Origin of the sequence: Bacillus niameyensis (assembly GCF_001375535.1) — a bacterium.
In the GTDB taxonomy this organism is placed as follows: Bacteria; Bacillota; Bacilli; order Bacillales; family Bacillaceae_C; genus Lederbergia; species Lederbergia niameyensis.
In genome coordinates this window covers 1,493,774-1,507,946 of the sequence record NZ_LN831197.1, presented here as the reverse complement: position 1 = coordinate 1,507,946, position 14,173 = coordinate 1,493,774, and the positions used below count along the sequence as shown (strand labels likewise).

Here is a 14,173-nt window from a genome sequence, read left to right as displayed (position 1 = left end):
GTTTCAGGGTTGGTGCTCATGCACATTGCCCCTTGTGGCGGGGAACACACCGCCGCTAGACCCTCGAACTTAAAAGTTTCTGGGTTTACGTGTCAGGATACTTTGGTTCAAACGGTTTCCCTGTTATTCGATTAACTAGGCTGAAACCTCACTTTTTCACCTTAACACTTACGTATAGAATTTTACCCAACAAACGATTCATTGTTGGAACCCTATATTCTATTGTACTTTCAAAGAACAATTGTCTTGAATATATTATAGCACAAGTGTTCTGGAGATTCAGCAACTTTGGCTAAAGCCAACTGAAAATTCATCCCATGTCTAAAGACGGGCTACTCCCTGCACGGGTGTTCTTTTCGGAAAATCATAATCTTTATAAAGCAATATATTATCATACATCTAGAAGGGAGATTACAAAACATGAAAGTCATTCGTTCAAAATCATTTACATATATGGAACCGGTTACTATAGAAAAAATTTATCAATTTTTTAATAAGCTGAAATCCTGCCAAGCTAACCTGTTTTTAAGTAAAAAAGGTTTACTTATAAATGGAAAAACTCTAGTTTCGCTCGTTTCTTTCTTCTTAATGTTGGAAAAAGGTGAGTCTTATATGCTCATATTTGAAGGAAAAGATGCGGATCAAGCTGTAGAGGTTCTTTCTGAGATATAAATTCTCTTGATATGAAATCAATCCGTCATTCGCTATAAGTCTATAAAGCTATGTTAAGCTAATCAAAAAGTCCTTCAGTACTGTAAAACTTAACAGTACTAAGGGACTTTTTATTTTATTATATGTCGTTTCCAACTTTCAAAACTATTTTCCCAAAATAGTATTGTAATATATTTAATTAGAAAGTATAATTGTGTTTATTAAAGAGACATTTGTATTTTCAGGGTGGAAAATTTAGTTTTGCTTTATATTTACTTCAGATTAAATACCTATATGGATTACTAATTTGTAGTCTTAATAATGGAGGAACAAATTCATGAGTAGTTTACTAAGTAAGTGGAATCGATTAGGATTAGTGAAACAAATCGTGATTGGTTTAGTGACCGGTGTTATTTTAGCTTTAATAATCCCAGAAGCAGGAAAGCCAATTATTATATTTGGTTCCTTATTTGTAGGCGCCTTAAAGGCTGTTGCACCTGTGCTAGTGCTCGTCCTAGTTATGTCGGCGATCGCTCAGCATAAAAATGGCAATAAAACGAATATGAAATCAATCATTCTCCTTTATCTGATAGGAACTTTTTTAGCTGGTTTACTTGCTGTTGTTGTGAGCTTTGTTTTTCCAGTAAGTTTAACGCTTGTAAATAAAGCTGAAGGTGTAACGCCTCCGAGCGGTGTTGTTGAGGTTCTAAAAAAAGTGCTGTTAAACATTGTGGATAACCCAATTAATGCAATTACTAGCGCCAATTATATTGGTATATTAGCATGGGCCGTTGTCCTTGGTTTTGCGTTAAAAAATGCAGCAGATTCCACAAAAACAATGATTGCTAATCTTTCCGATGCTATTTCAAAAGTGGTGACATGGGTGATTAAGCTTGCACCATTAGGGATCATGGGTCTCGTATATGAGTCTATTACGACAAGCGGGCTAGCCGCGTTACGCAGCTATGGTACATTACTAGTTGTATTAATTGGTTGTATGCTTATTGTTGCTTTAATTGTCAACCCACTCATTGTGTTTGTACTAATTAGACAAAACCCTTATCCACTTGTTTTTAAGTGTATAAAGGAAAGTGGAATGACAGCATTTTTTACCCGAAGCTCAGCAGCAAACATTCCTGTAAATATGAAATTATGTGAGGATCTCGGCCTGAATAAGGATAGCTATTCAGTATCGATTCCATTAGGCGCAACGATCAATATGGCTGGAGCTGCTGTTACGATTTCTGTTTTGACGCTTGCGGCGGTTCATACTCTTGGTATCCCAGTCGATTTTCCAACAGCAGTTATCTTAAGCGTATTATCTGCAATTTGTGCTTGTGGCGCTTCGGGCGTCGCGGGGGGCTCTTTATTACTAATTCCTTTAGCGTGTAGTTTATTTGGAATTTCCAATGACGTTGCTATGCAAGTCGTTGGCGTCGGCTTTATCATAGGTGTTTTACAGGACTCTTTTGAAACTGCGCTCAATTCATCGACAGATGTTCTATTTACAGCCGCAGCTGAATATAAAGAATGGCGAAAAGAAGGGAAAACAATTGAAATGAAAAAAATGTCATAAAAGGAAAGCAATTAGGAGCTGCACCCAAGAAGCTTAAAAAGCATTGGGTGCGGTTTTTTTATCAATAAATTTCTACAACATTATAGTTAAGGACTTCAGGTCTTGATCACCTTTAACCTGTATTTAATTATCTTAGATGAGGTTTAGTTTTAAAACTTATGTATGTTAGATGTAATAAATTTCTCCCATAGAATTTTCCAAGAATGAAGTTGCTTTTTAGTTAAAGCGATTGTACTTACGGGGGCATTAAGAAAAGAAGGATTAACGCTATTTTTGTCGAAACTATTGTACTAACGAGGCAGAAAGCTAAATAAAGTATGCTTTTTAGGAGTGGACACATTTTCACTCTCCTCTCAATTGAAGGGAAATTTAGAAAGAAGGATTAAAAGAATTTTATTCATTTTAATCATTGCGTAAATTCCAAAGGGTTATCTGCGATGTATCAGTCTTATAAAAGTAAGTTCCCTAAATTCCTTATCAAACCAATCATTGAAGTTTGCAAAATTTAAGATGTAAATATCGAAAATGACTAATAGAGTGTAAAAAGGGGGGATCACATTTATGATTCCAGAAAAAATAGATCCCATGTCAATAACCACAATTAGAGAAAATAATGTTGAATCTATCTTTGATTGGTTCGATCAGCACAAAAAATTATTCTATATACTCGGGTGGTGCAATTTAAGGAATCAGCAGCAAATCGAAGAGCTGTTTTATCGTTCCATTATAAAAGCAGAGAAGGAATTGTCTCAATTAAATAGAGGAACATCATTTGATAGGTCGATAGCGTCCATTTTTTTTGATACTTGCCAAGAGCTTTCTGAAGGTAGAAGTTTACAAGTTTCTAAGGAAGGCGAATCAAAACAAGAATTATTTAAAACGCTTGATCAGTTGAATGAACATGAGAAAGAAGCGGTAGTTCTTACATATGTAAAAGGAATCTCACGGGAGGAAGCAACAAATCTTCTTCAAGTTTCAGCGAAGGAAATGAAGGGGCTTTTATTTTCGGGGGTTCAGTCTCTTAGAAAGGAATGGGGGGACGGATCGTTCTTTAATGGATGTAAAGAGTATCAACCGAACTATATAGATTACATAGAAAGAACTCTAGAACGGCCGAAAAAGATTGATTTTGAGATGCATCTTTTTCATTGTGAAAACTGTCGTGAGGATTTGGGAACCTTTCAGGATGTTATATTAAACCTTACTGAAAGATTTGAAAACTTCAGTGTCCCATCTGCATTAATGAAGAATATCCAAGACAGATTGTCCGAACAGGAAAAGCGGAAACACCAGAATAATAAGAAGCGTAAAAGAATGGGGCTTATTTTTGTAAGTGTTTTCACTACCTTGATAGGATTAGGAGTTTTTACAGGATATTTTACAAATCTCTACTATACATGGACAGAAGAAGATGACCAATTGCGTGCCTTTTTGCAACATGGCCTAGGAGAAAGGCTGAACTTGGAGGCAGAAAGCAATGGGGTGAAAATCAAGATCAAAAGTGCGATTGCTGATGACTTGCAAACACTAATTTTTTACGAAATAGAAGATTCCGCTAATAATAATCAATATGTGTTGGATTATTATGATGGTATTTATCTGGAGAACGAACATGAAATCATGGATCAAGATATGTATCCAAGGTATTATCCTCCTGACCTTAAATTGGATGAAAATAATAAAGAAAAGAATGTATTTCATGGAAAGGTTAGTTTCCCTCCACTTAAAAAGGATGATGGAACAATTAAACTTAAAGTTTCAAAGCTTTTTACAGTGATTCCTGATTCCACTGATGGGACTAGTTTTGGGGTTTACGATAACATGGAATATGAAACAGGGGAGTGGAACTTCGAGATTCCTGTAACAAAAATGCCGTCTATCGAATATGCGTTGGATGAAGAAACAGAGGTCGAAGGGATCCCTGTTCGATTTGATAAACTAATTATTGCTCCAACGGCGACGATTCTGCATTCTGCATATCCAATCGACCTGCCAAAGATGCATTTAAATAGTCTTAATTTAGACAATCTAAAGGTAAACAATAAAATAGTGAAAGCTGATATGTTTGGCAATTCTTTTTTATATCAAAGTAACCATAGAATCTCTTCTCAAACATACTTTGACCCACTTTTTGAAGAAACGCCAAAAGAGATTAACGTTCAATTCCAATCAGTTAATGTAACAGTAGAAGAACAAAAAACCATTGAACTGGATGTTTCAAAGGCATATCCTCAAACCTTTGAATATGCTGGCAGTACAATCTCGATAGACAAGGTGGAAGTTGGACAGCCTACAAATGTTGTTATAAGTAGTCATGACATCGAGAATCGTGCATATGAGTGGATTCATTTTGAGTTTTTTGATGAGAATGAACGTCTTGTTAGTTCGATGGCGAGGAATTCTGAAGGCGTACTTGTTGATAAAAATGGCATTGCATACGATATGAATGAAATGCCTTCCGTATATAAAGAACTCGAGCAGCCTCGCTACTTTTTTACAGTGGAAAACTTAGAGTTATATAGTGATAATGCAGAAGAAAATGTGATTCCTAAAAAGCTGGAGATTTATGAATACCACACAACAAAATATTTGGATGATATTGTGAAGCTTTCGTTGGAATAATATTTGGTGCTTATATTATAAGATGATCAAAGTTGAGGTCACATTATGAACTCCAACAGTCTTTTGAAGGACAGAAAATTATATTGTAATTTTATAATTCGAAGAATTGCCTCAAAAGTTATGAATGAGTATATTTTTTAAAAGTAGGTGTAATTTTTGTCCAAATATATTTCCATTTTTTTCTTGACTATATTTGTAAGTATTATTTTCTTTTATATAATTAGTTTCGTATTTATGGATGCGGGCGATGCAACTGAGGCAGCGGTTTACATAATTGGAACGATAATTATCTTGTTGCTTTCGTTTTTAATTTCACAGGTTTACTATCTAATAGATTTAATTAAGAAGAAAAGGTAATTCCAAAATGCAAATGGTCTCCACTCTCGAATGGAACAATGAATAGACCTCTGTGGCTACTAAGTATCTCGACAACTACCTTACGTGGTCCTTGTTTGTAGATAGTTGTAGTAACGAAATCATACAATTTATCAAAGATTTTCTATTATCGCCATTTGGGGTGTCAGTTAATTGCGATATTTTATTCTCTTCTGTTTTCAACACCATATAAATGAAAGGTAAATTAAATATGCCTTTAATTAAACACGATATTTTTATCGATGCACCTATCAATGTTTGTTTTGACCTTGCGAGAAATGTAGATGTACACATAGAAACAACAAGTAAAACAAAGGAAAAAGCGATTGATGGTGTTATAGTTGGGTTGATGGAAAATGGCGATACAGTTACTTGGGAAGCTACTCATCTTGGAGTAAAACAAAAATTAACTGCTAAGATAATAGAGATGGAAAAACCTTATAAATTTACAGATGTTATGGTAAAAGGAGCATTCCACTCATTTACACATACACACGAATTTATTGAAGATGTATTGAATTGTGTAAAAATGAAGAGGAAATTTTTATATTCGGAGGCGAACAGATATATAACCTGTTCATGCCTTACACGGAGAAAATGTATATTACAAAAATCCATCATGAATTTGAAGGAAATACTTTCTTCCCAGATGTGATTTATGATGAATGGAATGAAGTGTCAGTTAAAAAAGGGATTAAGAATGCCAAAAATCCCTATAGCTACTATTTTCATATATACGAAAGAAAAACTAATAGGATGGAAATCACTCCTTTGTAAAGAGATTCGTTAGAAAAAAGAAGGCAAGTTCATAAAAATATTTTATGCGAATAGGGGATTAAGAATGGAAAAGAAAAAGATTGAGGTTTTGGATAAAGGATATGTAAGACTCGTTGATAAAATGGGTAATGATCTAACGGTGGCAAATGCTGCCCGTGTTTCATATGACAAGGAAAGCACCGAACTTTCGATAAAGGACGAGCGGTTAATTAAGTTTCTGGCGCGGGAGGGACATACATCTCCATTCCGTCACGCAATGCTGCAATTCGAGGTTTATGCCCCTTTGATGGTAGCTCGTCAATGGTGGAAGTATGTCGTGGGATCGGACCACGTTATGGATGGCTGGAACGAATCGAGTAGAAGATATATTACTGAAGAACCAACTTTTTATGTGCCTAAGGAAGATGAATGGCGTTCTGCACCATTAAATTCGAAACAAGGGAGTGGCGAGCCAATAAAACCCAATGAAGGTGTATTCTTAACTGAAAAATTACTAAAGTACATCGAGAAAGGCGAGAAATTATATAGTGAGGCATTAGAATTAGGAATAGCAGCTGAACAAGCACGTCTATTCTTGCCTAGCTACGGAATGTATGTAAGATGGTATTGGACATCTTCTCTTCAGGGGGTCGCTCATTTCTTATCACAACGTTTGGAGCACGATGCACAGAAAGAGATTCAAGAATATGCAAAAGTCGTTAAAATTTTAACAGAGGAACACTTTCCAGTCACTTTAGGTGAACTTTTGAAGTGAAGAGTATTTATCAATTAAAGAAAATTGGTAGAATATGGAAAAATGCACAGTTGTACATAATCGTGAGACTAATCTTCTAAATCTAGATTGATTGGCGGTGAGAATATGGAGATAAGGATAGAAAAAGCAACAGATAATGATGCACAATTAATTTTAGATATGCAAGTTAAATGTTTTAAACCATTGTTAGATAAATATAAAGATTACAAAACCAACCCAGCAAATGAAGCTATTGAAAAAGTCATAGCAAGAATAAATAATCCTAATGGTTGTTTTAATAAAATATTAGTTGATAGCAAGCTAGCCGGTGCTATATGCGTTTATTGGAAAGAAGAAGCACAATTTTGGATTAGCCCAATGTTTATTTTGCCTGCATATCAAGGAAAAGGAGTAGCTCAGAAGACAATAAATTTAATTGAAGAAACGTTTCCTCAAGCAGCCACATGGAATTTAGCCACAATATTAGAGGAAAAACGAAATTGTTATTTATATGAAAAAATGGGATACAAAAGAACAGGAGCTAGTAAGAAGTTAAACGATAACACAACGCTTGTTTACTATAAAAAGGCCTGCTGAGTTATAGATATTAACAGGGGAGCAGTGATAAAAATACAGGCACTGTTACGATAACATAGGTTAGCAAGATAGTTATATTTGTATTTTTGAAAAAAGGGGCTGGTAAAAGAGATGAAATTCTATTCACATAGTCCAGAAGACTACGAATGTCCATTTTGTCGGGTTGTGTCAGGTATAGAAAGGCCTAATAAGGGAACAAAACAAAAAGACATTATTTATCAAGATCAATATGTAACGGCATTTATCGCAAGTAAATGGTGGCCTAATAATAAAGGACATGTTCTTGTTGTTCCAAATGAACATTACGAAAATATATATGATCTTCCAGCGGAGATAGCTGGAGAAATTCATCGTACTGCCCAATTGACAGCGTTCGCAATGAAAAACACATATGGCTGTGATGGAGTTTCTACTAGACAGCACAATGAGCCTGCTGGAAATCAAGATGTGTGGCATTATCATCTACACGTTTATCCGAGATATAAAAACGATAACCTTTACCTAACGAAAGGTAGTTACTCTGAACCTGAGGAACGTCCTTACTATGCAGAAAAGTTACGTTCGTGGATCCAGGCAAATGACAGAAATCACTAGTTTGTAAATGAAATTTAGTATTTGAACTACTATTTGAACTTAGGGGGTTATCTTTTTGTCGAATAAAGAAATCAAAATATTTGGTGGAAGTACAGGAAAGTCTTTTGCACAAAAAATGTGTGATTATATCGGAATCGGGTTAGGTAAGTCAGAGGTAATTAAATTTTCTGATGGAAACATTTTTGTGAAAGTCAATGAAACAGTAAGAGATAAAGATGTTTATCTTGTCCAACCAATAGGTTTGAATCCAAATGATGAATTTACCGAAATTCTTTTCTGGATGGATGCGTTTAAAAGAGCAAGCGCAAGCTCGGTAACGGCCATTATTCCATACTTTGGATATGCAAAAGGAGATAAAAAAGATGAACCAAGGGTTTCTATTAGAGGAAGGGTTTGCGCAGAATGCATTGAGTTAGCTGGGGCTGATAGAATATTAACAATGGATTTACATAGCCCACAAATTCAAGGATTCTTTAAAAAACCAGTAGACCATTTGTTTGCGCTTCCGATTCTTTGTGATTACATAAAAAGTTTAAATATAGAAGATTTGGTAGTAGTTTCTCCAGATGTAGGCTTTGCCAAGCAAGCAAGAAATTTTGCATCAACACTAAAGGTGCCAGTTGCAATAGGAGATAAAATAAGGAAATCTCACGATGAAAAGGCAAAGGTATTGGAAGTGATTGGGGATGTAGAAGGTAAAAATACACTTATTGTTGATGACTTTAGTATTTCGGGCGGAACATTAGTTGATATAGCAAAGGGATTGAAGGAAAGGGGAGCAAAAAAAACATACGCTTTATTATCCCATCTTATGCTAAGTGAAGAGGGGGCAGAAAAGATAAATAATAGTCCAATCGAATTGGTTATTAGCACAGATTCTGTCTCTAATCAGTCCATCATCGACAAAAAAATGAAGATTATTTCAGTAGCGCCACTATTTGCAGAGGCAGTTGTAAGAATTCATAACAGGGAGTCCATTAGCTCCTTATTTGATTCTGTTCCACAATCTTTAAAAACATATTCGTCTTATTAATTTAAAGTTTTTATTATAGAATTTCAATGTTGTTTATTCTTTGAACAAAGGACATTTGAAATTCAGAAAGTTTGAACGAAGAAAAGAATGGATCTGAAGATGTTTAATTATTTAACTTAATTTTCTACTTGCATTAATGGGACTCAACATAACAAGGGGGAGAGTTAATTAGCTTAAATATCCAAAGATTCGCGCATATAATGTATATTTAAGCTTGCCAGATCCTAAGGAGATAATGTCAAACGAGGATCTATTACTTCAAAAAAATTAAAGTGCTGTCAAAATTAAATTAACACCTCGTAGATAATATGAAGATAGAGTGAAAACTTTATAATACCTTAACTACAAATATCAGAGTTAGCAGAAATTAATTCCAGAAAATAGTATGAGTGTTGGAAAAAATATTTGAATTTATCCAGTAATCCATTCTTGGAAAGGGGATAGTAAGTGGCTACTTATACGGAAGTTAATAGTTCTAATAGAATATTAAAACAGAATACTCTAAGAAACACATATATATGGACACTTTCTTTTTTACGTCCATATATCAAAGAAGTAATACTATTTATTGCTTTTAGCTTAATAATTACAGGTATAGAGATATCAATTCCTAAACTAATTCAATACTTTGTTGATGTAGTTGTTCCTCACCAACGGTCTCACATTCTATTCTATATTATTTTATCGTTGGTCTTCCTTCTGATTGGTATGTTTTTTTGCAATGCATTGTGTAATAGGCTACAGGTAGTAATATCGGAAAAAACAGCCAGAGATCTTCAGTTTGCTATGTTTGATAAGCTGAGAGCGCTTGGTTTTTCATATTATGAGAAACATCCAACTGGTGAAACGTTATCATTATTTAATACAGAAGTACGCGCTGTCCAGCAAATTTATCATCGCTATTTTCCGAGACTCGTAACTAGTATGATTCTAGTGATCGTTGCTGCCTGTTTAATGGTTAGTATACATATACCGCTTAGTTTGATCGTCATCCCATGCTTTTTATCCTATTATCTCATCGGCCCTTGTTTTGAAAAGCGGGCAGCAGAGTATGGTCATGCATCACAAGAAAAACGAACAAATTTTAATCAAAAATTATACGATAGTGTCTCCGCTTTACTTGAATTAAGAGCTTCGCGTCGTGAGGAATGGGATCATAAACAAGTAAAGCAAAAGCAAAAGGTAATGCACGATATGATATTAAAACAGTATTTAATGAATTATTCCCGTGGGCTTGTACGGCGCGTTACTGTACAATGGGGAGCGGTAGCCGTATTTGCATATGGAGCTTACCTAGTTTTCAATGATCAGTTATCAATCGGAGCATTTATTGCTTTTGTTTTTTACTATTTTTTAGTGATTAGCCATCTCACAACTATTGTAACCAATACAACCGAACAAAAAGTTCTTATGTTTCAAGCTAATAAGATATACCAATTTATGCAAGAGAAAGAAGATGTGAAAGAAGCGGAAAATCCTATTACCTTAGAAAGCATTGAAGGTCATCTAAAATTTTGTTCAGTGGACTTTGGCTATCCATCAATTCCGTGCGTTATAAATGATTTTAACATATCGATTAAAGCTGGTGAAAAAGTTGCGTTTGTTGGAACGAGTGGAAATGGAAAATCAACACTCATTAAGTTAATTGGCCGATTTTATGATCCGGGTAAAGGAGAAATATTATTAGATGGAGTGAAGTTGAAAGAACTTGCCTTGCAACAATTGCGAGAGTCTCTCGGCTTTGTATTCCAAGAGACATATTTATTCGGTGACACTGTGATGGAAAATATCCGGTTTGGCAATCCTGAAGCAACAGATGAAGAGGTACGCCAAGCAGCAAAATCCGCGTATGCTGATGAATTCATCAATGATTTACAAGATGGATACAATACCTATGTAGGTGAGCGTGGAATTAGACTTTCCGGAGGGCAAAAGCAACGGATTGCGATCGCCAGAATGTTTGTCAAAAACCCAAAAATCATACTTTTAGATGAAGCGACCTCTGCACTGGATAATGAAAGTGAATATGAAGTACAGCAAGCATTACAGAATTTGTTTCAGGGCAGAACCACCATAGCCATTGCCCATCGACTATCAACAGTTAGGAATTTTGACCGGATTGTTGTTGTTGATAATGGAAAGAACGTCGAAGAAGGTACATATGATAAATTACTTATGAAAAAAGGCTCTTTTTATCAACTCGTTAATGGGGGAGGAGTTGATTAATATGAGCAATACAAGATGGATTTTTCAGCAGGCAAACGGAATTAAAAGGATCATAATATTTGCGGCAATTTTATTTATATTAGAAGGCTTCGCGCTAGTGGCACTAACAGGAGTACAGAAATTCATTATTGATGATGCTTTTTTGGGAAAGCACTTTGATTTGCTGGTACCCCTTCTTTGTGCGTTAGCTGCATTTGCACTAATTTATAATCTCTTACATTTATATGCAGCACACGTTGGTCATACGGGCGAATTTAAGATGCAACAGAAACTAGTTGAAAAAATAAATCGTTATTTGTTTGTAATTCCTGTGCAGGACTTTTTACAGGAACGAACTGGTAAATATATACAGAATTTAACTGATGATGCCAACCAAGCTAGTAGAGTTATTGCTCAGACAATTCCACAGGGTGCCTTACAGCTTACAACTACCGTACTATTATGTATTATTATTGGTATTTCAAGTCCAGTGATTTTAGTTAGTACCCTCTCGATTAGCGCGCTCTATATTATGCTTGGACGCTATTATTCACCAAAATTGAGACGCGCAGCAAAAGAAAAAGTAGAGAAAAGAACGGATGTACTTGTTCACATGGAAGAAGGTATCTCTTCAACACGGGAAATAGTCGCATTCCATCGTAATAAGTGGGAACGAGCAAAATTTAAACATTTATTCGATCAATATTTTGACAAATCACTGGAAGAGAGCAGGTTGACGAACAAGCAACTGTTTATTTCTCAGCCATTGCGCTGGAGTATCACTCTTATTGTCTTTGCTTATGGAGGTTATCTTGTTCTTCAAGGAATTATGAGCATAGGTACGTTCGTAATTATTTATCAATTTTCGAGCCAGCTCTTAAATGCGATTCAAGGTTTATATAACTTTACGATGGGGGTATCTAGCAATGTTTCGGCAATCGAAAGAATTCGTGATGTAATAGAAGGCGAACAAGAAATTGACGGAAACTATCCATTAGACGGTCGGGTTGAACAATTGGAATTTGAACAAGTGGAGTTCCAATATGTAGAAAGTGATAAGTCAGTGCTTAAGCAGTTGGATCTCTCATTTCCAATTGGAAGAAAAATAGCTTTGGTTGGACAAAGCGGAGGCGGTAAATCTACGGTTGCACAGTTACTATTACGTTTTTACGAGCCAAACTCAGGAGAAATACGTGTGAATGGTATACCGTTAAATGAGATTCAGCGTTCCGAGTGGCTCGAACAAATCTCAATTGTATTCCAAGATCCTTATTTATTCCCTGGTACTATCCGAGATAATTTATTACTGGGTAGAAGGATTGGAGAAAATATCATGCAAGAAATGTGTAAAAATATGCATATTGATGATTTTATCACATCTCTTCCTCACGGATACAATACTAATGTAGGTGAACGAGGTATCAAGTTATCGGGGGGACAACGTCAGAGAATCTCTTTAGTTCGTGCTTTGTTAGGCGAACCTGAAATATTAATATTAGATGAAGCTACTTCAGCTCTCGACTTGGAAACCGAGCGGAAAGTTCAAAGTTACCTTGACCAGATTCGTAAAGGTAAAACAACTATCATCATCTCCCATCGATTAGCTACTGTCATAAACTCAGATAAAATATATGTAATCGCTGATGGATCTGTTGCGGAAAGCGGAACCCATGATGAATTAATGGCAAAAGGTCGTTTATATCATAAGTTAAACTTATATCAAGATGATAGGGGAGTTTCCAATACAGCTATTGCCAATAGTGCTCACTAATAATCAGTATGTATTGCACAATACTGTGTTTGTAGTTAAAGTTTTGAAGGTCAAAATCAATCCCCTTTTAGAGTGTGGTTCGTTCCCCTTTGGATGGACAGAAAAATGTTCACCCAAAGGGGAGGATTATTAGCACGAATTAGATAGACAAGAAGAAATAGGGATTAGAGAACATAAAAGATGTTTAATTGGGTTCGTCTTTCCGTATAATGCAAACCTAACAGCTCTTCATTATCCATATCCCCAGTAATTTCCAAAATCTCCTTTTCTTGAGAACGTTGTATAACATCGCTTATCGCATGTTCAAGTGATGATTCGATCCGTACGTTAAGAAGTATGATCAAAGTGCATTTGGAGAATTTTTTTGCAAACGAATCATTCGATTTCCTCTGTAAACGAGCCTAGCCTTCGATTTTTTTACTTTTTTTAAGGACAACCACAAACAAAAGAATTAGTGTTAGGCAGCCAATTAAATATTGTAGAAGTGAAAGCGGATTGGATCCGACCGTGATTGGATAGAAATATACGGGAAAGTTTTCAATCAACGCTGAAAGAAACTTGTTATGGATGACACCTTGGAAATTAGCCAATATATTTCAGTTAAAAAAAATCTTTCTTATACCGAACAGCTAGATAGATTCCTGAAGCAAGGAATGCAAGCGCGTATTTAAATAAGAAGAAAACTTGCCACATATATTCTTTCGGGAAAATCACGTCGCACATTACTATTACGGACAACATTATGAGGGAACCTTTCAAAGATATTTGCGTTGTTCGTTCATCTGCTTTTCCCATTTTTTTCCGAAATACGAATGTTAGAAGTCCGCCGACTAACACCAATACAAAACCGCTAACAATGAGGATATTCCAATTCCCCTGAGATTGTTCAGCCCAGGTCTGTAAAGGGGAAAACATGGCGTTAGAGATATCTGAGATATTAATTTTCATTTTGATCATTCCTTTTCACATAAGTAAAAATATCGTTTACATCAACATTAAAAAAATCGGCAATTCGAAAAGCTAACAGCAGAGTCGGAACATAATTTCCCTTTTCCATTACGAAGATGGTTTGTTTAGAAACCCCGACTTTCTCTGCTAATTCTTGCTGAGTCATTCTGGCCAGCACACGATATTCATACACCTTATTTGATATCGAATCACCAAAATCTTTCTTCATGACCATCACCTCTTGAATCAAATTATAAACTTACCTTTAATAAAAGTAAAGTAAACTTATAT

Annotated in this window: 13 protein-coding genes and 3 pseudogenes; 13 read left to right on the top strand and 3 right to left on the bottom strand. The window is 35.4% G+C overall.

The window, feature by feature from the left end; genetic code table 11:
- The first annotated feature begins 420 nt into the window (after positions 1 to 420).
- From BN1243_RS07420 to BN1243_RS07375, 13 genes and pseudogenes are all read left to right on the top strand, one after another.
- Positions 421 to 672 (top strand): HPr family phosphocarrier protein, encoded by a 252-nt coding sequence (locus BN1243_RS07420; RefSeq protein ID WP_062105574.1) that lies wholly within the window; start codon positions 421 to 423, stop codon positions 670 to 672.
- Positions 673 to 988: 316 nt separating this feature from the next.
- On the top strand, positions 989 to 2,227 hold the full coding sequence (gene sstT / locus BN1243_RS07415; protein ID WP_062105572.1) for a serine/threonine transporter SstT: 1,239 nt from the start codon (positions 989 to 991) through the stop codon (positions 2,225 to 2,227).
- A gap of 561 nt (positions 2,228 to 2,788) precedes the next feature.
- A complete protein-coding gene (locus BN1243_RS07410) occupies positions 2,789 to 4,849 on the top strand; it encodes a DUF4179 domain-containing protein (protein ID WP_062105571.1) in 2,061 nt (686 codons plus the stop codon).
- 183 nt (positions 4,850 to 5,032) lie between these two features.
- Positions 5,033 to 5,206 (top strand): hypothetical protein, encoded by a 174-nt coding sequence (locus BN1243_RS22515; RefSeq protein ID WP_230200124.1) that lies wholly within the window; start codon positions 5,033 to 5,035, stop codon positions 5,204 to 5,206.
- 3 nt (positions 5,207 to 5,209) lie between these two features.
- Positions 5,210 to 5,417 (top strand): annotated as a pseudogene (locus BN1243_RS22020) (hypothetical protein); the annotation flags it as partial.
- Positions 5,418 to 5,435: 18 nt separating this feature from the next.
- Positions 5,436 to 5,735, top strand: a pseudogene (locus tag BN1243_RS23010) (SRPBCC family protein); the annotation flags it as partial.
- Between the two features lie 5 nt (positions 5,736 to 5,740).
- Positions 5,741 to 6,001 (top strand): annotated as a pseudogene (locus BN1243_RS23005) (dihydrofolate reductase); the annotation flags it as partial.
- 64 nt (positions 6,002 to 6,065) lie between these two features.
- A complete protein-coding gene (thyX, locus tag BN1243_RS07400; protein WP_062105567.1) occupies positions 6,066 to 6,755 on the top strand; it encodes an FAD-dependent thymidylate synthase in 690 nt (229 codons plus the stop codon).
- A 105-nt stretch (positions 6,756 to 6,860) separates the two neighbouring features.
- On the top strand, positions 6,861 to 7,331 hold the full coding sequence (locus BN1243_RS07395) for a GNAT family N-acetyltransferase (RefSeq protein ID WP_062105565.1): 471 nt from the start codon (positions 6,861 to 6,863) through the stop codon (positions 7,329 to 7,331).
- 111 nt (positions 7,332 to 7,442) lie between these two features.
- Positions 7,443 to 7,925, top strand: a complete 483-nt coding sequence (locus BN1243_RS07390; RefSeq protein WP_062105563.1) for an HIT family protein — start codon at positions 7,443 to 7,445, stop codon at positions 7,923 to 7,925.
- 55 nt (positions 7,926 to 7,980) lie between these two features.
- Positions 7,981 to 8,958 (top strand): ribose-phosphate diphosphokinase, encoded by a 978-nt coding sequence (locus BN1243_RS07385; RefSeq protein WP_062105562.1) that lies wholly within the window; start codon positions 7,981 to 7,983, stop codon positions 8,956 to 8,958.
- Positions 8,959 to 9,405: 447 nt separating this feature from the next.
- Positions 9,406 to 11,184: an ABC transporter ATP-binding protein gene (locus tag BN1243_RS07380; RefSeq protein ID WP_062105560.1), complete on the top strand. Its 1,779-nt coding sequence runs from the start codon at positions 9,406 to 9,408 to the stop codon at positions 11,182 to 11,184.
- Position 11,185: 1 nt separating this feature from the next.
- Positions 11,186 to 12,934, top strand: a complete 1,749-nt coding sequence (locus BN1243_RS07375; protein WP_062105558.1) for an ABC transporter ATP-binding protein — start codon at positions 11,186 to 11,188, stop codon at positions 12,932 to 12,934.
- 164 nt (positions 12,935 to 13,098) lie between these two features.
- Here the strand turns inward: BN1243_RS07375 and BN1243_RS22505 are convergent, their stop codons facing one another.
- The 3 genes from BN1243_RS22505 to BN1243_RS07365 all read right to left on the bottom strand — a co-directional run bounded on the left by BN1243_RS22505 (position 13,099) and on the right by BN1243_RS07365 (position 14,111).
- Entirely contained in the window at positions 13,099 to 13,278 is a 180-nt protein-coding gene (locus BN1243_RS22505) for a hypothetical protein (RefSeq protein WP_230200123.1), read from the bottom strand.
- 256 nt (positions 13,279 to 13,534) lie between these two features.
- Complete coding sequence (locus tag BN1243_RS07370) at positions 13,535 to 13,882, bottom strand: hypothetical protein (protein ID WP_062105557.1); 348 nt, start codon at positions 13,880 to 13,882, stop codon at positions 13,535 to 13,537.
- Complete coding sequence (locus BN1243_RS07365; protein ID WP_062105554.1) at positions 13,872 to 14,111, bottom strand: helix-turn-helix transcriptional regulator; 240 nt, start codon at positions 14,109 to 14,111, stop codon at positions 13,872 to 13,874. The genes BN1243_RS07370 and BN1243_RS07365 overlap by 11 nt, the downstream gene beginning before the upstream one ends.
- Positions 14,112 to 14,173: the final 62 nt, after the last annotated feature.

Excerpts from the sequence above, each read along its gene's own strand:
- BN1243_RS07420 (WP_062105574.1), top strand. The coding sequence starts at position 421 with ATGAAAGTCATTCGTTCAAAATCATTTACATATATGGAACCGGTTACT.
- sstT (WP_062105572.1), top strand. The coding sequence starts at position 989 with ATGAGTAGTTTACTAAGTAAGTGGAATCGATTAGGATTAGTGAAACAA.
- BN1243_RS07410 (WP_062105571.1), top strand. The coding sequence starts at position 2,789 with ATGATTCCAGAAAAAATAGATCCCATGTCAATAACCACAATTAGAGAA.
- thyX (WP_062105567.1), top strand. The coding sequence starts at position 6,066 with ATGGAAAAGAAAAAGATTGAGGTTTTGGATAAAGGATATGTAAGACTC.
- BN1243_RS07395 (WP_062105565.1), top strand. The coding sequence starts at position 6,861 with ATGGAGATAAGGATAGAAAAAGCAACAGATAATGATGCACAATTAATT.
- BN1243_RS07390 (WP_062105563.1), top strand. The coding sequence starts at position 7,443 with ATGAAATTCTATTCACATAGTCCAGAAGACTACGAATGTCCATTTTGT.
- BN1243_RS07375 (WP_062105558.1), top strand. The coding sequence starts at position 11,186 with ATGAGCAATACAAGATGGATTTTTCAGCAGGCAAACGGAATTAAAAGG.
- BN1243_RS07370 (WP_062105557.1), bottom strand. The coding sequence starts at position 13,882 with ATGAAAATTAATATCTCAGATATCTCTAACGCCATGTTTTCCCCTTTA.
- BN1243_RS07365 (WP_062105554.1), bottom strand. The coding sequence starts at position 14,111 with ATGAAGAAAGATTTTGGTGATTCGATATCAAATAAGGTGTATGAATAT.